The sequence below is a fragment of the Clostridium ganghwense genome, from assembly GCF_026735165.1.
Classification (GTDB): Bacteria; Bacillota; Clostridia; order Clostridiales; family Clostridiaceae; genus Clostridium_H; species Clostridium_H ganghwense.
This window is the reverse complement of record NZ_JAPQES010000003.1, coordinates 309,016-334,810: the sequence shown is the minus strand read 5'-3', so window position 1 is coordinate 334,810 and position 25,795 is coordinate 309,016. Positions and strand designations below refer to the sequence as shown.

Annotated in this window: 23 protein-coding genes, 1 other RNA gene and 1 riboswitch; of the genes, 23 read left to right on the top strand and 1 reads right to left on the bottom strand. The window is 29.9% G+C overall.

Annotated elements, in window-relative coordinates; genetic code table 11:
- The first annotated feature begins 287 nt into the window (after positions 1-287).
- The 15 genes from OXH55_RS10655 (at position 288) to ssrA (ending at position 17,233) form a co-directional block, all read left to right on the top strand.
- Positions 288-1,484 (top strand): phosphoglycerate kinase, encoded by a 1,197-nt coding sequence (locus OXH55_RS10655; RefSeq protein ID WP_268049927.1) that lies wholly within the window; start codon positions 288-290, stop codon positions 1,482-1,484.
- Between the two features lie 142 nt (positions 1,485-1,626).
- The gene (gene tpiA / locus OXH55_RS10650) at positions 1,627-2,379 is read left to right on the top strand and encodes a triose-phosphate isomerase (RefSeq protein ID WP_268049926.1); all 753 of its coding nucleotides are present in this window, start codon (positions 1,627-1,629) and stop codon (positions 2,377-2,379) included.
- A gap of 123 nt (positions 2,380-2,502) precedes the next feature.
- Positions 2,503-4,035: a 2,3-bisphosphoglycerate-independent phosphoglycerate mutase gene (gpmI, locus tag OXH55_RS10645; RefSeq protein ID WP_268049925.1), complete on the top strand. Its 1,533-nt coding sequence runs from the start codon at positions 2,503-2,505 to the stop codon at positions 4,033-4,035.
- A 98-nt stretch (positions 4,036-4,133) separates the two neighbouring features.
- Positions 4,134-5,435, top strand: coding sequence for a phosphopyruvate hydratase (eno, locus tag OXH55_RS10640; protein WP_268049923.1), 1,302 nt, complete (start codon positions 4,134-4,136; stop codon positions 5,433-5,435).
- 227 nt (positions 5,436-5,662) lie between these two features.
- Positions 5,663-5,890 (top strand): preprotein translocase subunit SecG, encoded by a 228-nt coding sequence (gene secG / locus OXH55_RS10635; protein ID WP_268049922.1) that lies wholly within the window; start codon positions 5,663-5,665, stop codon positions 5,888-5,890.
- Between the two features lie 276 nt (positions 5,891-6,166).
- A complete protein-coding gene (locus OXH55_RS10630) occupies positions 6,167-8,185 on the top strand; it encodes a sodium-translocating pyrophosphatase (RefSeq protein ID WP_268049921.1) in 2,019 nt (672 codons plus the stop codon).
- Between the two features lie 380 nt (positions 8,186-8,565).
- Positions 8,566-10,776: a ribonuclease R gene (gene rnr / locus OXH55_RS10625; RefSeq protein ID WP_268049919.1), complete on the top strand. Its 2,211-nt coding sequence runs from the start codon at positions 8,566-8,568 to the stop codon at positions 10,774-10,776.
- Between the two features lie 76 nt (positions 10,777-10,852).
- Positions 10,853-10,954: riboswitch (TPP riboswitch) on the top strand.
- Positions 10,955-11,067: 113 nt separating this feature from the next.
- Complete coding sequence (thiE, locus tag OXH55_RS10620) at positions 11,068-11,676, top strand: thiamine phosphate synthase (protein ID WP_268049918.1); 609 nt, start codon at positions 11,068-11,070, stop codon at positions 11,674-11,676.
- Positions 11,677-11,809: 133 nt separating this feature from the next.
- Positions 11,810-12,004 (top strand): sulfur carrier protein ThiS, encoded by a 195-nt coding sequence (gene thiS, locus OXH55_RS10615; protein ID WP_268049917.1) that lies wholly within the window; start codon positions 11,810-11,812, stop codon positions 12,002-12,004.
- 4 nt (positions 12,005-12,008) lie between these two features.
- A complete protein-coding gene (gene thiF / locus OXH55_RS10610; protein ID WP_268049916.1) occupies positions 12,009-12,815 on the top strand; it encodes a sulfur carrier protein ThiS adenylyltransferase ThiF in 807 nt (268 codons plus the stop codon).
- 11 nt (positions 12,816-12,826) lie between these two features.
- Positions 12,827-13,603, top strand: coding sequence for a thiazole synthase (locus tag OXH55_RS10605; RefSeq protein WP_272509029.1), 777 nt, complete (start codon positions 12,827-12,829; stop codon positions 13,601-13,603).
- Positions 13,604-13,605: 2 nt separating this feature from the next.
- Complete coding sequence (thiH, locus tag OXH55_RS10600; protein ID WP_268049914.1) at positions 13,606-14,709, top strand: 2-iminoacetate synthase ThiH; 1,104 nt, start codon at positions 13,606-13,608, stop codon at positions 14,707-14,709.
- A 244-nt stretch (positions 14,710-14,953) separates the two neighbouring features.
- A complete protein-coding gene (locus tag OXH55_RS10595) occupies positions 14,954-16,126 on the top strand; it encodes an HD domain-containing phosphohydrolase (protein ID WP_268049913.1) in 1,173 nt (390 codons plus the stop codon).
- A gap of 119 nt (positions 16,127-16,245) precedes the next feature.
- Positions 16,246-16,719 (top strand): SsrA-binding protein SmpB, encoded by a 474-nt coding sequence (gene smpB, locus OXH55_RS10590; protein WP_268049911.1) that lies wholly within the window; start codon positions 16,246-16,248, stop codon positions 16,717-16,719.
- 157 nt (positions 16,720-16,876) lie between these two features.
- Positions 16,877-17,233: a transfer-messenger RNA gene (gene ssrA / locus OXH55_RS10585) on the top strand.
- A gap of 257 nt (positions 17,234-17,490) precedes the next feature.
- On the opposite strand, the gene OXH55_RS10580 is transcribed toward ssrA, so the two are convergent.
- Entirely contained in the window at positions 17,491-17,871 is a 381-nt protein-coding gene (locus tag OXH55_RS10580; RefSeq protein ID WP_268049909.1) for a transposase, read from the bottom strand.
- A gap of 400 nt (positions 17,872-18,271) precedes the next feature.
- Here OXH55_RS10580 and OXH55_RS10575 point away from each other — a divergent pair, with 400 nt between their 5' ends.
- From OXH55_RS10575 to OXH55_RS10540, 8 genes are all read left to right on the top strand, one after another.
- Positions 18,272-20,173 carry a BglG family transcription antiterminator gene (locus tag OXH55_RS10575; protein ID WP_268049908.1) on the top strand — a complete coding sequence of 634 codons (1,902 nt, stop codon included), beginning with the start codon at positions 18,272-18,274 and terminating at the stop codon, positions 20,171-20,173.
- Between the two features lie 28 nt (positions 20,174-20,201).
- Positions 20,202-20,861, top strand: coding sequence for a glycerophosphodiester phosphodiesterase (locus OXH55_RS10570; RefSeq protein ID WP_268049907.1), 660 nt, complete (start codon positions 20,202-20,204; stop codon positions 20,859-20,861).
- Positions 20,862-20,873: 12 nt separating this feature from the next.
- Positions 20,874-21,338, top strand: a complete 465-nt coding sequence (locus tag OXH55_RS10565) for a hypothetical protein (RefSeq protein WP_268049906.1) — start codon at positions 20,874-20,876, stop codon at positions 21,336-21,338.
- Positions 21,331-22,329: a CehA/McbA family metallohydrolase gene (locus tag OXH55_RS10560; protein ID WP_268049905.1), complete on the top strand. Its 999-nt coding sequence runs from the start codon at positions 21,331-21,333 to the stop codon at positions 22,327-22,329. The genes OXH55_RS10565 and OXH55_RS10560 overlap by 8 nt, the downstream gene beginning before the upstream one ends.
- A 23-nt stretch (positions 22,330-22,352) precedes the next feature.
- Entirely contained in the window at positions 22,353-23,072 is a 720-nt protein-coding gene (locus OXH55_RS10555; RefSeq protein ID WP_268049904.1) for an MgtC/SapB family protein, read from the top strand.
- A 592-nt stretch (positions 23,073-23,664) separates the two neighbouring features.
- Positions 23,665-23,970 carry a PTS fructose transporter subunit IIB gene (locus OXH55_RS10550; RefSeq protein ID WP_268049903.1) on the top strand — a complete coding sequence of 102 codons (306 nt, stop codon included), beginning with the start codon at positions 23,665-23,667 and terminating at the stop codon, positions 23,968-23,970.
- A gap of 64 nt (positions 23,971-24,034) precedes the next feature.
- Complete coding sequence (locus OXH55_RS10545) at positions 24,035-25,150, top strand: fructose-specific PTS transporter subunit EIIC (protein WP_268049902.1); 1,116 nt, start codon at positions 24,035-24,037, stop codon at positions 25,148-25,150.
- A 161-nt stretch (positions 25,151-25,311) separates the two neighbouring features.
- Complete coding sequence (locus OXH55_RS10540) at positions 25,312-25,758, top strand: fructose PTS transporter subunit IIA (RefSeq protein ID WP_268049901.1); 447 nt, start codon at positions 25,312-25,314, stop codon at positions 25,756-25,758.
- Positions 25,759-25,795 lie beyond the last annotated feature (37 nt).

Below are 25,795 nucleotides of genomic sequence, written 5' to 3'. Positions count from 1 at the left end.
ATTAAGTATGAAATATATTTTCCTAAACTTCTTTTAAATTTTTTTACAAATACTATTTTAAAATTATCTACTTTACATTATAATGGAAGTGGGACATTAATGAATAAGGTGGGACATAAAAAGACCTAAATATTTAATATAAATAATAAATATTATAAAAAAAGTGTAGAATAATAATTATGAAGATTTAGTACATATGGTATGTTTTCATAACTAATTTTTAATAAGTAATTTGCAAATTTTATAAATTTAAATATTTTTCCAGAAAAATGAGAGGAGATATTATTATGAAATTGAACAAGAAAACTGTAGAGGATATCAATGTTAAAGGCAGAAAAGTACTAGTAAGATGCGACTTCAATGTTCCACTAAAAGACGGAGTAATTACTGATGAAAATAGATTAGTAGGAGCTATGCCAACTATTAAATATCTTATGGAAAATGGTGCAAAAGTAATACTTTGCTCACACCTTGGAAAACCAAAAGGAGAAGCAAAACCTGAATTATCACTTGCACCAGTTGCAAAAAGACTTTCAGAAATGTTAGAATGTGAAGTTGTATTTGCAGCTGACGATAATGTAGTTGGAGAAAATGCTAAAAATGCTGTAGCTAATATGAAAGATGGAGATGTTGTTTTACTTCAAAATACTAGATACAGAAAAGAAGAAACTAAAAATGAAGAAAATTTTTCAAAAGAATTAGCTTCACTTGCAGATATATTTGTAAATGATGCCTTTGGAACTGCTCACAGAGCTCATTGTTCAACTGTTGGAGTAACTGAGTTTGTTGAAGAAGCAGCATGTGGATATTTGATTCAAAAAGAATTACAATTCTTAGGAGATGCTGTTGAAACTCCAGTAAAACCATTTGTTGCAATTCTTGGAGGAGCTAAAGTTTCTGATAAAATTAATGTTATAAACAATTTACTTGAAAAAGTAGATACATTAATTATAGGTGGAGGAATGGCTTACACATTCTTAAAAGCTCAAGGATACACAATTGGAAAATCACTTGTAGAAGAAGATAGAGTTGAATATGCTAAAGAAATGATGGAAAAAGCTGAAGCTAAAGGAGTTAAGTTCTTACTTCCTGTAGATAATGTAGTTGGAGCTGAATTCTCAGCAGAAACTGAACCAGTTGTAACTGAAGATCAAAATATACCAGAAGGATATATGGGATTAGATATAGGACCTAAAACTTCAACACTTTATGCAGATGCTGTAAAAGGTGCAAAAACGGTTGTATGGAATGGACCAATGGGAGTATTTGAATTTGCAAACTTTGCAAAAGGAACTATAGCTGTTGCTGAAGCTATGGCTGAAGCTGATGCTACAACAATAATTGGTGGTGGAGATAGTGCTGCTGCTGTTAACCAATTAGGATTTGGAGATAAAATGACTCATATTTCAACAGGTGGAGGAGCTTCACTTGAATTCTTAGAAGGAAAAGAATTACCAGGAATAGTAGCATTAAGTGATAAATAATGTTAACAAACTGATGTTAACCATCAATAAATAATAATAATATATAAATGGAAAGTTGGATAAAGATAGTTGAGAGTAATGTAAAAATAGCTCTCCATTATCTACTTTCAACTTCCAACTAAAAAAGAGCGGGGTGTTTTAAATGAGAAAAGCAATTATAGCAGGAAACTGGAAAATGAACAATACTGTTTCACAAGCAGTAAAATTAGTTGAAGAATTAAAGCCATTAGTTAAGGATGCAAACTGTGATGTAGTAGTTTGTCCATCAACTATATGTCTAGATGCAGTAGTAAAAGCTACTGAAGGAACAAACATAAAGGTTGGAGCTCAAAACATGCACTTTGAAGAAAGCGGAGCGTTTACTGGAGAAACTGCACCAGCTATGCTTGAGGAAATGGGAGTACAATATGCTGTTTTAGGACACAGTGAAAGAAGAACATATTTTGCTGAAACTGATGAAGCATTAAATAAGAAAATGAAAAAAGCTTTCGAACATAATTTAATTCCAATACTTTGTATAGGAGAAACTCTTGAAGAAAGAGAAGGAAATATAACAGAAGAAGTATTAGGAAAACAAATTAAACTTGATTTAGCAGGATTAACTGCAGAACAAGTTGAAAAAACTGTTATAGCATATGAACCAATATGGGCTATAGGAACAGGTAAAACAGCTACTGCTGATCAAGCAAATGAAACAATAGCTTATGTAAGAAGCGTTGTTGCAGAAATGTTTGGAAAAGAAACAGCTGAAAAGATGAGAATACAATACGGTGGTTCAGTTAAACCAGCTACAATAAAAGAACAAATGGCAAAACCTGATATCGATGGAGGATTAATAGGTGGAGCTTCACTAAAAGCAGAAGATTTCGCTGCAATAGTAAATTACGATAAATAAACAAAAGAAAGTTTAAGGTTTAGTTTACAGTGAACAGTTAAGGAGATTTTGCTTAAGTAAAATATAATTAACTTTAAGCTGTAAATTCTAAACTGCAAACTGATTTTACTGGAGGTGAGAAGAATGGCTAAAAATCCTGTAATGCTTATGATTTTAGACGGATTTGGTATATCAAATTATGAAGATGGAAATGCTGTTAGAATAGCTAAACATCCTAACTTTAATAGCTTATGGAATAAGTATCCTCATACAGAAATAGGAGCTAGTGGTTTAGCAGTAGGACTTCCAGACGGTCAAATGGGTAATTCAGAGGTTGGACATTTGAATATAGGTGCAGGAAGAGTAGTGTACCAAGCACTTACAAGAATAACAAAATCTATTGAAGATAGAGATTTCTTTGAAAATGAAGCTTTAGTAAAAGCTGTAGATAATGCAATTAAGAATAATTCTTCTCTTCATTTATTAGGATTATTATCTGATGGAGGAGTACATTCTCATATTGACCATTTAAAAGGGTTATTACTGTTTGCTAAGGAAAAGGGATTAGAAAAAGTATATGTACATGCTTTCCTAGATGGTAGAGATACTCCACCTTCATCAGCAATAAAATATGTAGAAGAAATAGAAGATTACATGAGTGAAATAGGAGTAGGCGCTATAGCTACTGTTTCAGGAAGATATTATGCTATGGATAGAGATAATAGATGGGAAAGAGTAGAACTTGCATATAATGCTTTAGCTTTAGGTAAAGGCGAATACGCAAGTAGTGCAAAAGAAGCTATAGAACGCTCTTATCATGATAATAAAACAGATGAGTTTGTTCTTCCAACAGTTATAACTAAAGGTGATAAATCTATAGATATTATCAAAAATGGAGATTCAGTTATATTCTTTAACTTTAGGCCGGATAGAGCAAGAGAATTAACAAGATCATTAAATGATAAAGTATTTGATGGTTTCAAAAGAAACAATTTAGATTTAACTTTTGTTACTATGACTGAGTATGATAAGACTATTGAAAATGTAGAAGTTGCTTTCAAACCGGAAGCATATCTTAATACTTTAGGAGAATATATAAGTAAGTTAGGTAAAAAACAATTAAGAATTGCAGAAACAGAAAAATATGCTCACGTAACTTTCTTCTTTAATGGAGGAGTTGAAAAAGCTAATCCGGATGAAGACAGAGCATTAATACCTTCACCAAAGGTTGCAACTTATGATTTGAAACCTGAAATGAGTGCTTATGAAGTAACTGAAGAATTATTAAATAGATTAGATACTGATGAATATGATGTAATTATACTTAACTATGCAAACCCTGATATGGTAGGACATACAGGAGTTGTAGATGCAGCTGTTAAAGCAGTTGAAACAGTTGATGAATGTTTAGGCAAAGTTGTGGATAAAATACTAGAGAAAAACGGTACAGTATTTATTACAGCAGACCATGGTAACTGTGAGCAAATGATAGATTATTCTAATGGTAATCCTATGACAGCTCATACAACAAATCTTGTACCATTTGTTTATGTATCTAAAGAAGCAGAAGGTAAAGAATTAAGAAAAGGTGGAATCCTTGCAGATATAGCACCAACAATGCTTACTGCTATGGAAGAAGAAATACCATCAGAAATGACTGGTAAAAGTCTTATTTAATAAAAATGTAGGTAACAGTAGATAATAAAATTAAGTTTTAGTATTTGCTGTATACATAAATAAATTAATCTTTTATTTAATTTTAGGAGGAGATATTAATGAAACAATATGTAGAAATTATAGACGTTTATGCTAGACAAATTTTAGATTCAAGATCTAACCCAACTGTAGAAGTTGAAGTTGAATTAGAAGATGGTACAGTAGCAAGAGCAGCAGTTCCATCAGGAGCATCAACTGGTATTTTCGAAGCAGTAGAATTAAGAGATGGAGATAAAGAAGTATACAAAGGAAAAGGTGTTTTAAAAGCAGTTGAAAATGTAAACACAACTATTGCTGATGAATTAGTAGGAATGAACGTACTTGACCAAGTAGCTATAGATAAAGCTATGATAGCACTTGATGGTACTGAAAACAAAGGAAAATTAGGTGCAAATGCTATGCTAGGTGTTTCTCTTGCATGTGCACAAGCAGCTGCTAAATTCTTAGGAATGTCATTATATCAATATATAGGTGGAGTAAATGGAAAAGTTTTACCAGTACCTATGATGAACATATTAAATGGTGGATCACACGCTGATAACAACGTTGACCTTCAAGAATTCATGATAATGCCAGCAGGAGCAGAAACTTTCTCTCAAGCTTTAAGAATGTGTTCAGAAGTATTCCATACATTAAAAGGAATATTAAATAACAAAGGATTAGCTACTGGTGTAGGTGATGAAGGTGGATTCGCTCCAAACTTAAACAGCAACGAAGAAGCTATCCAAGTTATAATCGAAGCTATAAAAGCAGCTGGTTATGAACCAGGAAAAGACCTTTTCATAGCTTTAGACCCAGCTTCATCTGAATTCTTCAACACAGAAACTAACATGTACGAATTAACAGGAGAAGGTAAAACTTTAACTCCAGCAGAAATGGTTGATTTCTATGCTAGTTTAGTAGAAAAATACCCAATAATCTCAATCGAAGATGGTATGGCTGAAGAAGATTGGGATGGTTGGAAAATTATGACTGAAAAACTTGGTGGAAAAATCCAATTAGTAGGAGACGATTTATTCGTAACTAACACTAAGAGACTTGAAATGGGAATTGAAAGAAATACTGCAAACTCAATTCTTATAAAACTTAACCAAATCGGAACATTAACTGAAACATTAAATGCTATAGAAATGGCTGAAAGAGCTGGATACACTGCAGTTGTATCTCATAGATCAGGAGAAACTGAAGATACTACAATAGCTGACTTAGTTGTTGCTGTAAATGCAGGACAAATCAAGACTGGAGCTCCTTCAAGAAGTGAAAGAGTTGCTAAATACAACCAATTATTAAGAATTGAAGAAGAGCTAGGAGATATGGGAGAATATAGAGGACTTAACGCTTTCTATAACATAAAAAAATAATATAAATAGTAAATTTTGCCCATGTTAAAATTATAAATAAATTTAGATAGAGTCACAAACTTGGTGTTGTGACTCTATCTTTTAATATACTCAATTTTAAAGAGTATCTAACAAATTAAGCAATTTTATTTTATTGTTTTTTCTTTTTTAGTGTGATAAAATATTTAGTGATAATGTAAATTAAGCTATTTAATATAAATATGCTGAAGAAGTGGGAGGTGTATGTAATGCATACATTTTTAATAGCTGTACAGGTAATTGTTGCAATAGCATTAATTATTACTGTTTTAAAACAACCTGGTAAAACTGATGGATTTAATTTAGTATCTTCAGGAAATGAAACATTTTTTTCTAAAAATAAAACAAAAACATATGAAAGTGTTTTAGCTAAGTCAACTGTAATTTTATCTATAATATTTGCTGCAGTTACAATAGTTTTAAATTTATTAAAATAATGTAAAATATAACTTTATATAGCAGTATCAATTAAAAATAAAGCATATAAACCTAGTTGAGGTCTATATGTTTTATTTTTTTATTATGAAAAATATTAACTATAAAGAGTAAAATTATGTATAAAATTTACAAATAAGTATAAAATTATGGAAAATGTAAAATTAATGATGTATAATAAGTATAAAGTTAATCCAAATTAATATTTGTTACCAAAAATACCAAAGAATTTTAGCATCAAGGGAAGGCGAATATAAAGAAAAAAGGAGGAGAAGAAAGTGAATACATATTTGCCAATTATATGTGGAATTTTAGCTTTACTTTTTGCATTTGTTTTTAGTAATGAAATTACTAAAGAAAGTTCAGGAAACGATAGGATGAAAGAGATTGCAGGGTACATTCATGAAGGAGCTATGGCCTTTTTAATTACAGAATACAAATATTTAGCAATCTTTATAATTGTTGTAGCAATTGTAATAGTATTAGCAATAAGTTTTCAAACTGCAGTATGCTTTGTCTTTGGAGCAATATTTTCTATTTTTGCAGGATATTTTGGAATGAGAGTAGCTACAAAAGCTAATGTTAGAACTGCAGAAGCCGCAAGACATGGCCAGAGCAAAGCTCTAAAAATAGCTTTTTCAGGTGGAGCGGTAATGGGACTATCAGTAGTTGGGCTAGGAATTTTAGGACTTACTGTATTTTATTTAGCTTTTGGTAATGATGTTAATTTCATAACTGGATTTGGACTTGGAGCAAGTTCTATAGCATTGTTTGCTCGTGTAGGTGGAGGAATATATACTAAAGCCGCAGATGTAGGAGCAGACCTTGTTGGTAAAGTTGAAGCAGGAATACCAGAAGATGACCCAAGAAATCCAGCAGTTATAGCAGATAATGTTGGTGATAATGTTGGTGATGTTGCTGGTATGGGAGCAGATTTATTTGAATCATATGTAGGATCAATAATTTCAGCTTTAACTTTGGGATATTTTTTATTTACCAATGATCAAACCAAAATAATGTTTCCTTTAACGTTAGCTTCAATTGGTATAATAGCATCAATTATAGGAATTCTTTTTGCAAGAAAAAGCAAAGGAGAAAATCCTCAAAAAGCACTTAATACTGGAACATACATTGGAGGTATACTTGTTATAATAGGTGCATTTATACTTAGTAATAAAGTTTTTGGAGATTATAAGGCGTTTGGGGCAATACTTGCTGGATTAGTTGTTGGTACATTAATAGGTAAAGTTACAGAAATATATACTGCTGATGAATATAAGTATGTAAAAAAAATAGCTAAACAATCAGAAACAGGGCCAGCAACTACTATAATATCAGGGCTTGCTGTAGGAATGTATTCTACTATGATGCCTATAATATTTATAGCGGTTGGTGTGTTGTTTTCTTTCTATATTATGGGAGGAGCTAGTGATATTTCAATGGGCTTATATGGAATATCTCTTGCAGCTGTAGGAATGCTTTCTACTACTGGACTTACAGTTGCTGTTGATGCATATGGACCTATTGCTGATAACGCAGGAGGAATTGCTGAGATGTCAGAACTTCCTTCAAGCGTTAGAGATATTACTGATAAGCTTGATTCAGTAGGTAACACAACAGCGGCTATAGGAAAAGGATTTGCTATAGGTTCCGCAGCACTTACAGCTTTAGCTTTATTTGCTTCTTATGCACAAAAAACAGAATTAAGTGCTATTAACTTATTAACACCTGTTACTCTTGTAGGGTTATTATTAGGAGCTATGCTTCCATTCTTATTCGGTTCTTTAACTATGGAATCAGTTGGAAAAGCAGCTAATGAGATGATTGAAGAAGTTCGTCGTCAATTTAAAAATATTCCAGGAATAATGGAGGGGAAGGCTAAGCCGGATTATAAAAAATGTGTTGATATTTCAACAGCAGCAGCACTAAAAGAGATGGTTCTTCCAGGAATACTTGCAATAGTTGTACCTTTAGCAATAGGTATGCTTCTTGGAACAGAAGCACTTGGCGGATTGATTGCTGGTGCCGTTTCATCAGGAGTACTTATGGCAATATTAATGGCTAACGCAGGTGGAGCTTGGGATAATGCTAAGAAGTATATTGAAGGTGGAGTACATGGAGGAAAAGGTAGTGATGCTCATAAAGCAGCAGTTGTTGGTGACACAGTAGGAGATCCATTTAAAGATACTTCAGGACCTGCAATGAATATATTAATTAAGCTTATGACAATTGTATCTTTGGTATTTGCCGGAGTAATAGCAAGTCATGGAGGAATTTTATTAAATCTTTTTAAATAAAAACACTGTAAAATAAAATTGTTAAGTAATTTTATTTTAGTAATCAGTAGCGAGATGCCAGTAATTAGTAGTGAAGAAAGTTTTGCTAAGGTAAAACCTAAACTTAGATAAAAGAAAGAGTAAGAACATAGATATTCTCTATATTCTTGCTCTTTTTATTTTTCTTTCTGGCTATTTGTTACTGGTTACTGGTTATTGAATATTGCTTCTCAACATTCTTATATGTAGAAACGTTTGACTGGTATTCTCTTTTACTATACTATTGTAATATATATTATTGTTGCCTATAAAATAAATTTTTGAATATTATGCATCAAATTAGTAGAAAATAAATAAAGGAAGTTTGTTTTAGATAAAATAGGAAGATTGGAGGGAAATAAATGAATATAAGAGAAATTATTTTGAATTTTATGAGAGAACAGGCATATAAGCCTATGGACATACAAGAATTAGCTAGAGTATTTGGAATATCAAAGCGTGATATGAATGATTTTAAGGATTTATTTAACGATATGGAAAAGGATGGACAAATAATAAAGACTCGTACAAATCATTATGGAATACCAGAAAAAATGGGACTTATTACAGGAAAACTTCAAGGACATCAAAAAGGCTTTGGATTTGTTATACCTGATACTGATAGACCAGATATATTTATAACATCTTCATATATGAACGGTGCTATGAATGGCGATAGAGTAGTAGCTAGAGTTATTAAAGAAGATAAAAATGGTAAAAAATGTGAAGGAGAAATTATAAGAATTCTCGAAAGAGCCAATAAAACTATAATAGGTGTATATGAAAACAGTAAGAATTTTGGTTTCGTAATTGCTGAGGATAAAAGAATAAATCATGATATATTTATTCCAAAGGGTGATAAGAATGGTGCCAAAACTGGAGATATAGTTATAGTAGAGATAACTGAGTGGCCAGAAAAAAGAAGAAATCCAGAAGGTAGAGTTAAGCAAATATTAGGTCAAAAAGGTGAAAAAGGAATTGATATTTTAACTATAATTAAGAAGTTTAAGCTTCCAGAAGAGTTTCCACCAAAGGTGCAAAAATTTGCTGAAAAAATACCTAATGAAATTAGAGAAGAAGAGTATGCAAGAAGAGAAGATTTAAGAGATTTAAAGATGGTAACTATAGATGGAGCAGATGCTAAAGATTTAGATGATGCTGTATCTATACAAAAGCTTGAGAATGGAAATTATTATTTAGGAGTACACATTGCAGATGTATCTCACTATGTAAGAGAAAAAAATCCTCTTGATAGAGAAGCCTTAAAGAGAGCTACATCAGTTTATTTAATTGATAGAGTTATACCTATGCTTCCTAAGGAATTGTCTAATGGAATATGCAGCTTAAATCCTAGAGTAGATAGACTTGCAATGACTTGCTTCATGGAAATAAATAAAGAGGGAAAAGTTGTAGATTATAGAATAACAAAGAGTGTAATAAAAACTAATGAAAGAATGACATATACTGATGTTACAAAGATATTAAGAGATGGAGATTCAGAGCTTATAGAGAAATATAAGTATTTATATGAAGAATTTAAGTTTATGGAAGAATTATGTGGAATTCTATATAAGAAGAGATTGAACAGAGGAGCAATTGATTTTGATTTTGAAGAATGTAAGATAATTCTAGATTATAATGGAAAACCAATTGATATAAAACCATATGAGCGTGCTATTGCTAATAGAATTATTGAAGAATTTATGCTAGTTTGTAATGAGACAATAGCTGAACATATGTATTGGACTAAATTACCTTTTGTGTATAGAATTCATGAAGATCCAAATGAAGAAAAGCTTCAAAGATTTAGAGAGTTTGCATATAATTTAGGATACTTTGTAAAGATGGGTCAAGAGGTTCATCCAAAGGCTCTTCAAGATATCGTTGAAAAAGTTAGAGGAAAGAAAGAAGAAACTGTAGTAAATACATTACTTCTTAGATCGCTGCAACAAGCTAGATATGCACCACAATGTGTTGGGCATTTTGGTCTTGCAGCAAGATACTACTGTCATTTTACTTCACCAATAAGAAGATATCCAGATTTAATTATTCATAGAATAATTAAGCAATCTTTAGAGGGTACCATAGATGAACAAAGAATAAAGCAGCTTGATAAAGCTGTGGAATATGCTTCAGTTCAATCCTCTGATATGGAAAGACTTGCAGTAGAGGCTGAAAGAGAAGTTGATGATTTAAAGAAAGCTGAATACATGAGTGAAAGAATAGGTGAAGAGTATAGTGGAATAATTTCATCAGTTACCAACTTTGGAATGTTTGTTGAACTTCCAAATACAGTAGAAGGATTAGTTCATATGAGTACTTTGGCTGATGACTATTATGTATATGATGAACAGCATCTATGCTTAATAGGAGAGAAAACAAAGAATCAGTATAGATTAGGTGATGAAATTAAAATAAAGGTATCTAAAGTTGACATGGATGCACATGAGATTTATTTTGATGTTATAAAACAGAACATAGAAGAAGAAAATACTGACTATCCCAATTTGGAACTAGATGAGCTTGAAAAAGAGAAACAAGAGAATGAATTTGAAGAATTTCAATTACTGTAATGAATAACAAGTTGTTTTTATAAGCTTTACAAATATAGTATAATAAGTTATAATATACATGTAAAAGTTAATAAATAAAAGATGCTGGGAGTGCCAAATGGCTGAGATCGATTTATGTCGGAATCCTTTGAACCTGAAATAATTAGTATTATCGTAGGAAAAGCAAAGCAATACTTTAATTTTTATTAGAGTAGATTTTAGATGTTTATATAAAAAGCTTACCTTCGGGTAAGCTTTTGTTTTTGTAAAATATTTTAATAGAAATAAGGGAGAGAATGGTGATGATAAAAAGTGTTATATCTTATAACTAATAGAAATATTGTAAAATCTGGTGATTTATGTAGTGTTGTACAGAAAGCTGTTGATGGTGGCGTAGATACTATTATTCTTAGAGAAAAAGACTTGTCTTTTAAAGAATTGCTGCCAATTGCAAAGAAAATTAAAGAGATAACATCAGGTGAAAATGTAAAACTAATTGTTAATGGAAATATTGAGTTAGCAAGAAAAATAAAAGCTCAGGGATTTCATATAGGATTTGAAAAATTTATGGAACAAAAATATAAATTTGATGGTTTGTTAGGGGTATCAGTACATAGTTTAGAAGAAGCAGTATTAGCAGAAAAAAATGGAGCTGATTATATACTAACAGGGCACGTATATGAAACAAATTGTAAAAAAGGATTAAGACCAAGAGGAGTGGAGTTTATTAAATCTATCACATCAAATGTAAGTATACCCGTAATAGCTTTAGGTGGCATCAATGAAAAAAATGTATGGCAGGTTCTTTCAACTGGTGCTAGTGGAGTTGCAGTTATGTCTTATATTATGGCAGCTGAAGATCCATATATAGCTACAAAGTTATTGAAAAATAGGCTATGTTTTAAGAAATCAACAATTTAAAACAGAATTAAAAAATAAAATAAGCTTAGTTTTTGGGTAAAACAGCATCAAATATAATCAGAATATTTTGAATTATACAATAAATTCAAAGTATATAAATATATTTATACACATAAGAGGAGGGGTGAAAAGTATGGTAGTTAATGGTGAAGAGATGAATTTTGATGAAAGAGTAACTATAGAAGAACTTCTTAAAAAGCTTGATTTAAATTTGGACAAGGTGGTTGTAGAAACTAACTTAGAAATAGTTACAAAGGAAAAATATAATGAATTTGTACTTAATGAAGCAGATAAGGTTGAGATTATAAGCTTTGTAGGTGGGGGCTGATTGCATGAATATATTTGTAAATGAAAAACATTTAACCGTAGAAGATAATATTACTGCTTATGAAGTTAGAGATATTTTTAAGAAAGATGCAGATGTAGTAATTTTAAATGGATTTATTATAAAAGAAGATTTTATTCTAAAAGAAAAAGATAAAATAATTTTAATAGAAAAAGGTAAAACCCCAACTAAAGGAGAATTAGAGCATCTTTTAGTTTCACGTCATACTCCAAAGGTACATGAAAAAGTTAAAAAAGCTTGCGTAGGAATTGCAGGCTTAGGAGGACTTGGTTCAAATGCAGCAGTGTCTCTTGCAAGACTAGGAATAGGTAAACTTGTATTAGTAGATTTTGATATAGTTGAGCCTAGTAACTTAAATAGACAGCAATATTTAATAAAACATTTAGGTATGACGAAAGTAGAGGCAATGAAGGAACTTATTTTAGAGATTAATCCTTTTGTAGAAGTAGAAATTAAAAATGAATATATTACAGAAGAAAATGCATTAAGTGTTTTTAAAGAGGTTGATATTATAGTTGAAGCTTTTGATAATCCAGAGGCTAAAGCTGTATTAGTTAATACAATATTCAGTAAAAAAAGAAATAAAATTATAGTTGCTGCGTCAGGAATGGCTGGGTATTTTTCTAATAATACTATAAAAACTAAAAAAATCAATGATAACTTTTATTTAATTGGAGATGAAACTTATGAAGCTAAACCGGGATGTGGGTTGATGGCACCAAGAGTTGCTATTGCAGCAAATCATCAAGCTAACACTGTTTTAAGACTAATAATGGGTGAAAAAAATATATAGGAGTGTGGATTATGGACAACTTAAAAATTGGTGGAGTAGAATTTAAAAATAGATTGTTTACTGGAACGGGTAAGTTCCCAGATAAAAAAATGCTTACAGAGGTTATAGAAAAATCAGAATCACAAGTAATAACTATGGCGTTAAGAAGAGTGGATATAACTTCTAAAGAAGAAAATGTTTTAGATTATATACCTAAAGATAGAATCCTTCTTCCAAATACTTCTGGAGCTAGAAATGCTGAAGAAGCTGTTAGAATTGCAAGATTAGCTAAAGCAAGTGGTTGTGGAAACTGGATTAAAATTGAAGTTATATCAGATAATAAATATTTACTTCCAGATAATAAGGAAACAATTAAAGCAACAGAAATTTTAGCTAAAGAAGGATTTATTGTTTTACCGTATATGAACCCAGATTTAATGGATGCTAAAAGATTAGTAGAGGCTGGTGCAGCAGCAGTTATGCCTTTGGGAGCGCCTATTGGAACTAATAGAGGTATAAGAACTAAAGAAATGGTTCAAATTTTAATTGATGAGATAGAACTTCCTATAGTTGTAGATGCAGGTATAGGTAAACCATCCGAAGCTGCTGAGGCTATGGAAATGGGAGCATCAGCGGTTTTAGTAAATACAGCGATAGCTACGGCAGGAGATCCTATTAAAATGGCAGAAGCTTTTAATTTTGCAGTAAAAGCAGGAAGGATGGCTTATGTTGCAAAAACAGGAGATGTAAGAAAACATGCTAATGCATCTTCACCTTTAACAGGATTTTTAAATGAAGGAGAGGCATAAAAATGAGTTTTTACGATGAATATTTAAAATATAAAGAATTTGATTTTGAAAATTTTTGGGAAAATGTAACTGGAGAAGATGTTCTGAGAGTTATAAATAAGCATAAATTAGATGTGTATGATTTTTTAACGTTGTTGTCTCCTGCTGCAGAAAATTATTTTGAAGAAATAGCTGAAAAGGCTCATCAATTGACATTGAATAATTTTGGAAAAGCTGTATTGCTATTTACACCAATGTATTTAGCAAATTATTGTGTGAATAAATGTGCTTATTGTGGTTTTAATTATACGAATCATATAAAAAGAAAAAAACTTACAATGGAAGAAATAGAAGAAGAAGCTAAAAGAATTCATGACACAGGATTAAGACATATTCTTATTTTAACGGGATCATCAAGAAAAGAAACACCAGTTTCTTATATGATTGATGCAGTTAAAATATTAAAAAAATATTTTGATTCTATATCCATAGAGGTATATGCTCTTAAGCAAGAGGAATATAATCAACTTTCTGAAGCTGGAGTAGACGGTTTTGCTATGTTTCAAGAGACTTATAATGAAGAAATATATGATAAAGTACATATTGCAGGTCCTAAAAAGAATTATATGTTTAGATTAGATGCTCCGGAAAGAGTTTGTAAAGCTAAAATGAGAAGTGTATGTATAGGTGCTCTTTTAGGATTAGATGATTGGAGAAAAGAATTTTTCTATGTAGGACTTCATGCTAAATATCTTCAAGATAAATATTTTGATATTGATGTAGCAGTTGCACTTCCTAGAATAAGATCTCATGCAGGAAGTTTTACAGATATACATGATGTAAATGATAGAAATATAGTTCAAATGATATTGGCATGTAGAGTATTTTTACCTCGTTTAGGAATTACAATGACTACAAGAGAAAGTGCAGAATTCAAAAATAATTTAATACCATTAGGTGTTAATAAAATATCAGCAGGAGTATCTACAGAAGTAGGGGGACATACTTCAGAAGAAAATAATGATCCTCAATTTGATATAGTAGATGGTAGAAGTGTTGATGAGGTAAGAGAAGGATTGTTAGAAGTAGGATATCAACCTGTATTTAAAGATTGGATGAAAATTTAATATTATAAAGAGAGAAAAAGTTCTTTAACCTTATTATTTTAAGTTTAAAGAACTTTTGTTTTACAAAGGGTCTTTTAAAAAGAGGTATTTAATGCTGCTGGTTTAAAATATAGAAATATATTAGGAATAAGTGTATAATTATAAATAAGTACATAATAGAAAATATATTTTATGAATATTAATTATATTTAATAAAATTTAAGGTCCAACACATAACAAACGAGGAAAGGACAAACAACATATTATGAAAGAACAAAGTAATAATGTTAAGTATAATATTTGCAAAATAGAAGATGTTACTAAAAATAAATGGAATGAAGAACTATTTAAAATTGATGAAAAGAAATATAGCCTTATTGTAGAAAATCAAAGTAATTTAATCTGTAGGTTCTTACCTGATACCACACTAACTTTTGTTAATAAAGCTTATTGTGATTGTTTTAATTTAAAATATGATGAATTAATTGGAAGTAAATTTTTGAAATTAGTCCCAAAGAAAGATCATCAAAAGATTTTAGAAAAACTAGATTCTTTTAGTGTTGAAAATAATTCGATAACTTATGAATATAGAGTAATAGATTCAAATGGAGAAGAAAACTGGCAAAGATGGACAGATACTGCGTTTTTTGACCGTAATGATAAAGTTATAGAACTTCAATCTATAGGGACAGATATTAATAAATTGAAAAGAAGAGAAGAAAATTTACTAAATAATTATGATAAGATAGAAAAAGAAGTTAAAAAAAGAACTGAAGAACGAAAAATTATAGAAGAAAAACTTAATGAAAACATTGAACTTTTAAAGAAAAGTTTTAATAGTAGTATCAATGTTGTATTACAAATAATGAATATAAGAGATCCATATACTGTTAATCATCAACAACGGGTAGGATATCTTGCATACAATATAGCGAAGGAATTAGGACTTCCAAAAGAAAAATTGAATAGTATTTATATAGCAGGAATTCTTCATGATATTGGTAAAATATATGTTCCTTCTGAATTTCTTAGTAAGCCAGGTAAATTAAATGACGTAGAATTTAACATTATCAAGTCTCACCCACAAGTTGGTTATGATATACTAAATAAAATAAAATTCCCATGGCCAATTGATACTATAGTACTTCAACATCACGAAAGGATAAATGGAGCAGGATATCCTTATGGATTAATGGATAATGAAATTTTACTAGAAGCGAAAATTATAGCTGTAGCTGATGTAGTTGAAGCTATGTCTTCTCATAGACCATACAGACCAGCTTTGGATGGAAAGCTAGCATTAGAAGAAATAAGTAATAATAAAGGTATTTTTTATGATGTTGATGTTGTAGAGGCATGTTTAAGACTTTTTAATGAAAAACAATTTGATTTTGAAAAAGAGAAATTGGACTTAATGGATTTAATTGAATTAAAATAAACTTAAGTTATACTAAAGAGTTAGAGGTGTTAAACCTCTAATTTTCATATTATTGACTTAATTAGTTTTATAATGTATAATATAATACTACAATTGAGTACTATAAAGTAGGTGTTTATATGAGTAAAAATAAAAAAGGCGATAATACTCTTGCACAAAATAGAAAAGCTAGACATGATTATTTTATAGATGAAGTTTTTGAAGCAGGTATGGCACTTGTAGGTACAGAAGTTAAATCTATAAGAGCAGGAAAAGCCAATCTAAAAGATAGCTATGCCCAAGTTAAAAATGGAGAAGTATTTTTGTGCAACATGCATGTAAGTCCTTATGAACAAGGAAATATATTTAATAAAGATCCTTTAAGAGAGCGAAAATTACTCCTTCATAAAAAAGAAATAGATACTTTATTAGGATATACAGCTCAAAAAGGATATACTTTAGTTCCACTATCTCTATACTTAAAAAAAGGTAGAGTTAAGGTTGCTTTAGGAGTAGCAAGAGGTAAACATAATTACGATAAGAGACATTCCATAGCAGAAAAAGCTGCAAAAAGAGATATTGACAGACAGTTAAAAGAAAGAAGTAGATACTAAATATCCCACTTTACAAAAGAGAATATGTGTAGTAAAATTGATTATGCACTAAGGGAAAATAAATAGTAAGTAATAAAAATTAAATAGTGGAGAGCTTACGACATAATGTATCAATGTTGTTGCTAATACATTCCATGTAATTATTAACTATATACATGGGGGCGTATTTGGCTTTCGACGGGGGTATGTTGTGCTGCGGAAGCGAGCCGAGGGCTTCCTGGACCCGCGTTAAAAAACTGGGAACTAAATGTAAACGCAGAAGACAATTTTGCATTAGCAGCCTAATATAGCTGCTCGTTCTACCTGAGAGTCCCACGACTCGGGATAGGGCGCCAACTAGTGGGGAACCGAGCCATCCAAAGCTTTGAGGATGGAACGGAATTTATGAAGCTACTAAAATGAGAATCCTGTCAGTAGGAGTTTCATGGAGGGAATGTTAAATTACTGACTGCGCTCGGAGATGCCGTGGTGAGACTACTTTCGGACAGGGGTTCGACTCCCCTCGCCTCCACCATTAAAAAACCACGACATTAATGTCGTGGTTTTACCTTTTGCAATAAATAGTAGTATGAAAAGTTATATTATTTTAATTGGAGATACACATCTATATATTTTCTGTGCAATTTTCTTCTAGTTTGCTAGCAAGCTCTGAAGCTAATTTATATAAAGTAGCATTAGTTTTTAATCTGATAGCATATAGTGTTTCCAGTTGCTCCGCAATTTCATATAATCCTGGAACTACAAATCCGCTATCTGCACGTATACATCTTGTTACCCATGAATATTTTTTAAGTATCTTTTTAAAACGGATCCAATAAATATTACTACCTGTCTTGATATATAAACATTTCCTGAGCGTAGCTCCGCTTTTATTAAATCACCTGTTAATCCATCAAACATAAGTAGTGGATGATAACCTGTAGAGCTATAGTGATAATTAAATGAAGAACCATGTTGCTGTCCATATGTTTGTAAATTCGTAGAATGAAGATCAAATACAATATTTTCAATTGGTTCAATAAAATAAATTTTATCCATCAGTATTTCATTGATTTTTTGAAGTTGTTTCATTGTGTTTTTAGTTAATCTATTATCAAAATTAATTTTGATTTTTTTATTGAAATTTATAGATTTTTCACATAAATTATTCATAGAAAGAAGTCTCTCCTTTGTTTTTTGTTTTTTGGTTGCACATAAAACAATAACAAATTTGAGGCTTTTTTCATATACTTTTTTGCTCCACTTATTGGATGAAGTTATATATACCAGCCTACCGGCTAATTTTAAACAGCTATCAAACAGTTAATTTTTAGTTATGAATAATTGGGATTAAATATGTTTAGTCTTTAAAAGGTTAATTAAGTAGATAAATATAGACATAGCTTTAGAGTAGAAAGAAACAATGAGAATTAAAATACAATATATTTTAGTTAAAAGTTTATATTAATAGACTCAGATGATAAAAAGTTGTCACTATGAAAATGAAAAAAATTGTATAGAGGAAAATTATCTATAGTATTATAATTAAATTAAAGTATTAGGGGGAGTACTAATGATAGAAGAAAAGGTTTTGAAAATAATAAAATATTTATATACTCAACATGAGGAAGCTGTTAGCAGTAACCAAATAGCTAGTGTTGTTGGGGTAAGTAGTCGTACTATTAAAAGAGAGTTAAAAGCTTTGATATCAAATAATAAAGATAATTTTTTCGAAATCATAAGTTCAAACAAAGGATATAAGTTATTAGTAAAAGATTATGATAAGTTTAATAGGGATATAGAAGCTAATTGTAAAAATAACTTAAGTGAAATAAATACTTCAAATAAAACGAGAATAATCTTAATGGCAGTTATATTGGTAATTGAGGAACACACTACAACTGAAAAAATAGGAGATAAGCTTTTTTTAAGTAGGTCTACTGTTAGTAAGGATATTTGTGAAGTTAAGAAGTTATTGGAGATTTATCATTTAAAGCTTTCTAATAAACCATATTACGGGTATTACGTAGAAGGTCAAGAAACAAATAAGAGGAAATTTTTGGCAACATACTTAGAAGAGGTTATATTAAAAAATATAGATACATTAGAATTAGAGAATTTAATAAGCTTAGCAAGATATATGAAAATAAAGGATGAAATAATTAAGGTTATTATAAAGAATGGTATATGCAAGCATGATAATTATATCAATTTAATACAAAGATATACGGCAGTAATTGCAATGAGAGTAAATAATAGAAATATTATTAGTTTGGATGAAAAAGAAAAAATAACAGTAAATGTAAATACTATTAATTCAGCTAAGGAAATTGCAAAAATCATCGAGAAGACAATTAAGATTGAATTACCCATAGATGAAATTATCTATATTTCATTTATAATTGGTAATACATATGTAGATGATAGTCTTTCATTAGCAAGTAACAAATTAATTTTAAAAGATAAAAATTTATTAGAACTTGTAAACAAGTTTTTGGAAGAAGTATTTAATGTAATAAAATTAGATTTCAGAAATGATATTCAGTTGATTAATGGGTTAGCAGCTCATTTAAATTCGTCTTTGGGAAGATATTGTGTTGGTAGTAGTATCTATAATCCAATGATTGATTTAATAAAATCTAAATATATTGAATCTTATAATTGTGCATTGATATGTAATAAAATTCTAAAATATGAATACGATATCACTCTAAGTGAGGATGATATTGTATATATCGCGTTGCATTTTGCGGCTTCTATTGAAAGAAATAGAGGGCATATATCTAGGATATGTATTATATGTAAAAATGGAATTGGGTTTTCTCAACTGGTAAAGTCTAAGCTTGAAGAGAAAATAAGTAATATTAGTATAGTTGATACTATACCAACATATATGATAGATAATATTCAAAAGAATGAATACGATTTAATTATTTCTACTATTGATTTAAATAATAAAGATTTGGACATTCCTATTTTGAAAATTAATTATGACCTTGAGGAAAAGGATATATTAAATATTAAAAATTATATTGATAAATTTAGTGTTGCTAAGCACTTTTTTAGAAAAATACCTAATGAGTTATTATTTTTAAATAAAGAGTATGAATCAAAGAAAGAACTTTTTGACTCTGTTTTATCAGAAATGGTTAAAGGAGAATATATAACAGAAAATGAAGCTAATGATATTTTAAATAGGGAAGAATTATCCGAAACTATTATAAATGAAGTAGTAGCATTACCTCACTGTATTAAATCAGGGGAAAATATAGGCGCTATAGTTACACTAAAAAAGCCTTTAAGGTGGAAAACAAAGAAGGTTAAGTTGGTAATTTTATGTTGTATTAATCCAAAGTTAGAAATAGAAAAAAAGCTTTTTCCAATAATAAATAAAAAGACTAAAGATAAAGAAGTTTTAAATAAAATTTTAGAATCAAAAAATATAGAGGATATAATAAATGTTTTTACTAGTTAAAGAATTATAATTAAGGAGAAAATTAAAAATGAAGAGAACTTTAATAACATCCCATTCAGGATGCTTAAACACAAAGATGAATAGTATGGAGTATATAAAAAAAGCCATGCAAATGAATGTAGATATTATAGAAGTAGATATTAGATATACTGAAAATAATAAAGTTTTGTTGAACCATGATGAATTAGATAAGGAGAATTTAGATGGCTATTTAAGCTTAGAGTCTTTAATAGATGTTATTAAGCCTTATAAAAACATACAGTTGAATTTGGATATTAAGGAATTAGACAAATTTCAAGTATTAGAGAATTTAATAATTGAAAAAGATATGTTAGACAGAGCGTTTTTATCTGGTGTAAAGCCTGAGATGGTAAGAGAATTAAATAAAAAAGGTTACAAGTTACCTATGTTAGTTAATTATAGACTGGATGTAGAAAGAAATACAGAGATTGATTATTTAAAGGAACTTGTAGATGATATAAAAACCATGAACGTTAAAGGAGTAAATTTACATTATCCTAGAGCAAGTGAGGAATTAGTAAATATTTTTCATGAAGCAGGAATCTTTATATCAGTTTGGACAGTAGATGAAGAAGAGATTATGGATAAAATGATTGAGATAGGTGTAGATTCTATATCTACAGATAGAGTAGATTTATTAAATAGAAAATTACAAATAGAGAAATAGGTGGTGAGGGAAGTGAATATCCTTTTTCAGCAGGAAGGCAGAATAGGAAAAGAATATGATAGAAGGCATATAGTATACGAAGGAATATTTGAGGAAGATTACAAAGGGATAGAAATTAATTTTGAATACTCTCCTAAATTAGTTGAGAGTGATGAAAAAGCAGAAATAATAATAAAGGATCTTATTGATAAACAAATAATTGGAGAAGAAAAGGAAAAAGTGATTTGGGATAAATATAAGAATTTAAAAAATCTTGTAACAATTTCTTTTGATGATAAAAATGGTTTTAGAGGATGTGCTCATAGGCATGATAAAGAACAAAGTCATATAATATCACAAGAATATGCATCACCTGGTTTTATAAAAGGATTAGTACCTAAAGGAGCTTTTAAGGTAATACTAAGTGTACATGCTTTGGTAACTGATGAATGCTTTTATAAGGTGAAAATTATAAAGAGAGGTGAAGAATGTGATTAAATGGATACCATATGAACTACATAATCATACCAATCATAGTGATGGCAAGCATACTTTTGAAGAACTTTTAAAATCCGCAAGAGAAATAGGCTTAAAAGGAATAGCTATAACTGATCATAATACAATTTCAACTTTTGATAAAATAGAGAGTCTTTCAAAAGAATATGGAATTAATATTATAAAAGGTTTAGAGTGGACAACTTTTTGGGGACATATATTATTAGTTGGAATAAATGAGTATGTTGATTGGAGAGAGGTTACTTTAGAGAATTTTAATGGAAAGTTAAGAGAAGCTAAAAATAAAAGTAAGCTTATTGGAGTAGCACATCCATATAGGTTAGGTGGACCTATTGGAACTGGGTGTTTTTTTGAGTACAATATTGAAGAGTGGAAAGATATTGATTATATTGAAGTGTGGTCTGGCATGCTTCCAAGTGAAAAACAAATGAATAAGAGAGCTTATGAATTATGGACAAAGTTATTAAACTCTGGATTGGAGATTTCAGCGGTATCTGGTAGAGATTGGCATAAATCAAAACCAGATGATAAGTATATTTCATGCACTTACGTAGGGTTAGACGATCATAAAAGGCATAATAGTGAGAATGTAATAGAAGCTATTAAGTATGGTAGGTGTGTTGTCGGATTTGGATATAAGGTAACTTTCCAAATAAAAGAAAAGGATAAAGTATTTAATATAGGCGATAGAATTAGTACAAAAAATATAACTGACAGCCTTAAATTAGAAATTAAAGTTGTAAAGGGAGACACAGATTCTAAAAGTGAAATTGATGAAAAAAATTTAGTTGTTAAGGTGAAAAGCAATAGAGGAGAAGTGTTTGATTTACAAGTTAATAATAGAGAGAACATGACACTATCTTTATCATATAATGATGAAATAAATTGGATGATAGCTGAGTTATATGAAATAGTCGGAGATAAGGAACGAATGATTGCATTTACTAATCCTATATATTTTCACCAAAATTAAATAGGAAGGGATTGGGGATGTAAATGAAAGTAGAAGATATTATTATAAGATTAGTTTTAGCCGTATTAATTGGAGGCGCTATAGGATATGAAAGGGAATTTAAAAATAGACCAGCAGGTTTTCGAACTCATATTTTAGTTTGTGTAGGAGCTACAATTATTTCTTTAATTCAGGTATCTATGGCTGAAAATGCTATAGTATTGGTTACCAATAATCCAGATTTAGCACAGGTAATCAAAGTGGATTATGCTCGTTTAGGTGCACAAGTAATAACAGGTGTAGGTTTCTTAGGGGCTGGGACAATAATGCATACAAAAGGGTCTATAAGAGGATTAACCACTGCTGCATCTTTATGGGTAGTAGCTTGTATAGGCTTATCAGTTGGAATGGGATACTATTATATAAGTATTTTTGGCGTGGTATTTATAGCTATAGTACTTGGTGTTTTAAAGAAATTTCAAAATAGATTTATTACTCAAGCTGGATTATACAAAATTGAAATACAATATATTAATAAAGAAGAGTCTATATTTTTTTTAAAAACATTTTTTGAAAAAAAGAATATAACTATAAAGGAATTAAAATATATAGGGTGTGATGAGAGAGAATTCAATGATGAAGTTTTTGATCAATGGAGTGAAGCCTATACTATTAGTATTCCAAAGTATATAGATATGAATGAGTTAATATCTAAGATAAGTTTTAATAAAAATATTATGAAGGTAAAAAGTATAAGTAATTAAATTATAGTGCAAATTATTGTTATGCTTAGACTGTTTATTGCCCCCTTGTTAAAAAACAAGAGGGTTAATTTGTTTCAAAAAAAATTGTGAAATGGGCACAGTAATGTTACTTTATAACTCATATTTTACATAACTAATATTACCAATTAAACAATTGAAATTATATATATAAAATGCATAAATTTCTTTATTATAATTGTAAAATACTATTTAAAAAGAAGCGATTGATATTGAAAAGATAAATGATGATAGATTTGCTGAAATTCTTGATGAATTATATATGGTGGATCCTAGAAAATATTTTCTGAAATTAGTGTTTCTGCTTTTGTGGAGTACGACATCACTATAAATACTGTAAATTATGATACAACTTCTGTAGTATACCTAGTGTTATCAGTATGATATTCATAATTATAAATATCATATCACAACAATTTATTATATAACACTGGTAAATTTATTTTAGTGAAATATGAGTTATAATGGCACTGCTTTGGTGAAAAAATGCAAATTGATATACGTTTACATACAGTTTATTATATAAATATAGAAATTAAAAAAACTAAACAACAAATTAATGGAGGGATTAATTATGAAAAAAGTAGTAGGAATATGTGCATGTCCAACAGGAATAGCACATACATATATGGCAGCAGATGCAATTGAGGCAGCTGCAAAAAAACTAGGATGTAAGTGTAAAGTTGAAACTCAAGGCTCAATAGGAATTGAGGAAAAATTATCAGAGGAAGATATAAAAGAAGCAGATTTAATAATTGTTTCAGCAGCAGTTAAATTAAGAGAGTTTGAAAGATTTCAAGGATATGAAGATAAGATATTAGAAGTTCCACTTCAAACAGCTATCGCAAAAATGGATAAAATTTTAGCAGAAAAACTATAAGAATAGAATATTAAGTTATATTTATTAAGGAGAAATTTAAAGATTATAGAGGGAGGTAGATATAGTGAGTAAAAAAAATTTTAAAAATAACTTAAAAGAGACACAAAAGCATATGATGACTGGTATTTCTTATATGGTTCCAGTTATAGTAGCATCAGGTACTATTATGGGAATAGCAATACTTATTGGACAAGCTATGGGTTTTAATGCAGGAGCTAAGGAGTTATTAGATAGTAGCAATCATTTAATTAAATTATGTGCATTCATGAAACAAGTAGCGGGAAAACAATTAATGAATTTAATGTTCCCTGTATTTGCAGCATATCTATCATTTTCAATAGCAGATAGACCAGGATTAGGAGCAGGTTTCCTAGGTGGATTATTAGCTAATTACATGAAATCAGGTTTCTTAGGAGCATTATTAATAGGTATTTTAGCTGGATATGTAACTAAATTTATGATAGAAAATATTAAGGTTAAGAGAACATATATAGGTATTAAAACAATGTTTATTCTACCAGTTGGAAGTGCAATTGCAGTTGTTTTATTAAGTTTATACGTTGTTGGACCAATTGGTGTTGCATTTACAAATGGAGTAATAGCTTTAGTTAATGCTATTGGAAGTGCTGGAGGAGTAGTTATAGCATCTGTATTAGGTGGAGGAATGGCCTTTGACTTAGGAGGACCTGTTAATAAAACTATTAATACAGTATCAAAACAATTAACTATAGATGCAGGATTTTCACAAGTCCCAGTTATCTTAGGTGCAATTATTCCACCTATAGGATTAGGACTAGCTACTATAATAGATAAATATATTGTTGGTAAAAAGGTTTTTCCACCTGAATTAAGAGGAAGTGGAATCCCATGTTTCTTATTAGGATTTTTAGGAATATCTGAAGGCGCTATACCTTTTGCTTTATCAGATCCCCTAGGAACAATTGTTATAAATGTTATTGGTGGAGTGATTGGAGCATCAGTATCCTATAGATTTGGATGTATGGCATATGTAGGAGTACCATGGGGATTTTATGGATGGCCACTAATTGAAGGAATTGTAGGTTTCTTAATATCTTTAGCAACAGGGGTAGCTTTTGTAGCAGTTGCTTCAGTATTTAGAAGAAATCATTTATATAAAAAAGAACAAGCTAAGTTAGCGGTAGAACTAGAAAGTATATAGATTAAATTTATAAAGGAGTGTTGGCATAGTCAACACTCTTTTAAATGAAAAATAAATTACGTATATATATTGGCACTATGCTTATACAAATTATAGAATTGAATTTAATATATGGATAGAGATATAGTATAAAAAGAAGTTATGATTTTAGGAGGGATATAATGTTAAACTTAGAAGCTATAAAATTTGTAGAAGGAGCTAAAACCAAACAGGAGGCTTTGGTAATGTTTGCTAAAATGGCAAGTGAATTAGAGTACATAAATTCCAAAGAAGAATTTTTAAATGGATTGTTAGGGAGAGAAGAGGAATTCTCAACAGGTATTGGAGCAAATGTAGCAGTACCTCATTGCAAATCTAATACTGTAAAAAAAGCAACAGTTTTAGTACAAAAGTTTAGCAATGAAATTCATTGGGGAGCTTTGGATGGTGAACCTGTAAAACTTGCTATATGCTTAGCTATACCAGAAGAAGAAGCAGGAACAACTCATATTAAATTATTATCCAATATTGCAAGAAGCTTGATAAACAAGGAATTCGTACATGATTTATTAAATGCTAACAAGGAAGAAGAGCTACTAGAAAAGTTAATAAGTGTTATTAGTGAATAAGAATATATGATTATAACATAGGGAGGTTATGCCGTTA

Coding starts and splice junctions, on each gene's coding strand:
- smpB (WP_268049911.1), top strand. CDS start 16,246: ATGAGTAAAAATAAAAAAGGCGATAATACTCTTGCACAAAATAGAAAA.
- thiF (WP_268049916.1), top strand. CDS start 12,009: ATGAATATATTTGTAAATGAAAAACATTTAACCGTAGAAGATAATATT.
- OXH55_RS10605 (WP_272509029.1), top strand. CDS start 12,827: ATGGACAACTTAAAAATTGGTGGAGTAGAATTTAAAAATAGATTGTTT.
- OXH55_RS10550 (WP_268049903.1), top strand. CDS start 23,665: ATGAAAAAAGTAGTAGGAATATGTGCATGTCCAACAGGAATAGCACAT.
- rnr (WP_268049919.1), top strand. CDS start 8,566: ATGAATATAAGAGAAATTATTTTGAATTTTATGAGAGAACAGGCATAT.
- OXH55_RS10555 (WP_268049904.1), top strand. CDS start 22,353: ATGAAAGTAGAAGATATTATTATAAGATTAGTTTTAGCCGTATTAATT.
- OXH55_RS10595 (WP_268049913.1), top strand. CDS start 14,954: ATGAAAGAACAAAGTAATAATGTTAAGTATAATATTTGCAAAATAGAA.
- secG (WP_268049922.1), top strand. CDS start 5,663: ATGCATACATTTTTAATAGCTGTACAGGTAATTGTTGCAATAGCATTA.
- gpmI (WP_268049925.1), top strand. CDS start 2,503: ATGGCTAAAAATCCTGTAATGCTTATGATTTTAGACGGATTTGGTATA.
- OXH55_RS10580 (WP_268049909.1), bottom strand. CDS start 17,871: ATGAATAATTTATGTGAAAAATCTATAAATTTCAATAAAAAAATCAAA.
- OXH55_RS10575 (WP_268049908.1), top strand. CDS start 18,272: ATGATAGAAGAAAAGGTTTTGAAAATAATAAAATATTTATATACTCAA.
- tpiA (WP_268049926.1), top strand. CDS start 1,627: ATGAGAAAAGCAATTATAGCAGGAAACTGGAAAATGAACAATACTGTT.
- thiS (WP_268049917.1), top strand. CDS start 11,810: ATGGTAGTTAATGGTGAAGAGATGAATTTTGATGAAAGAGTAACTATA.
- OXH55_RS10570 (WP_268049907.1), top strand. CDS start 20,202: ATGAAGAGAACTTTAATAACATCCCATTCAGGATGCTTAAACACAAAG.
- OXH55_RS10655 (WP_268049927.1), top strand. CDS start 288: ATGAAATTGAACAAGAAAACTGTAGAGGATATCAATGTTAAAGGCAGA.
- eno (WP_268049923.1), top strand. CDS start 4,134: ATGAAACAATATGTAGAAATTATAGACGTTTATGCTAGACAAATTTTA.
- thiH (WP_268049914.1), top strand. CDS start 13,606: ATGAGTTTTTACGATGAATATTTAAAATATAAAGAATTTGATTTTGAA.
- OXH55_RS10540 (WP_268049901.1), top strand. CDS start 25,312: ATGTTAAACTTAGAAGCTATAAAATTTGTAGAAGGAGCTAAAACCAAA.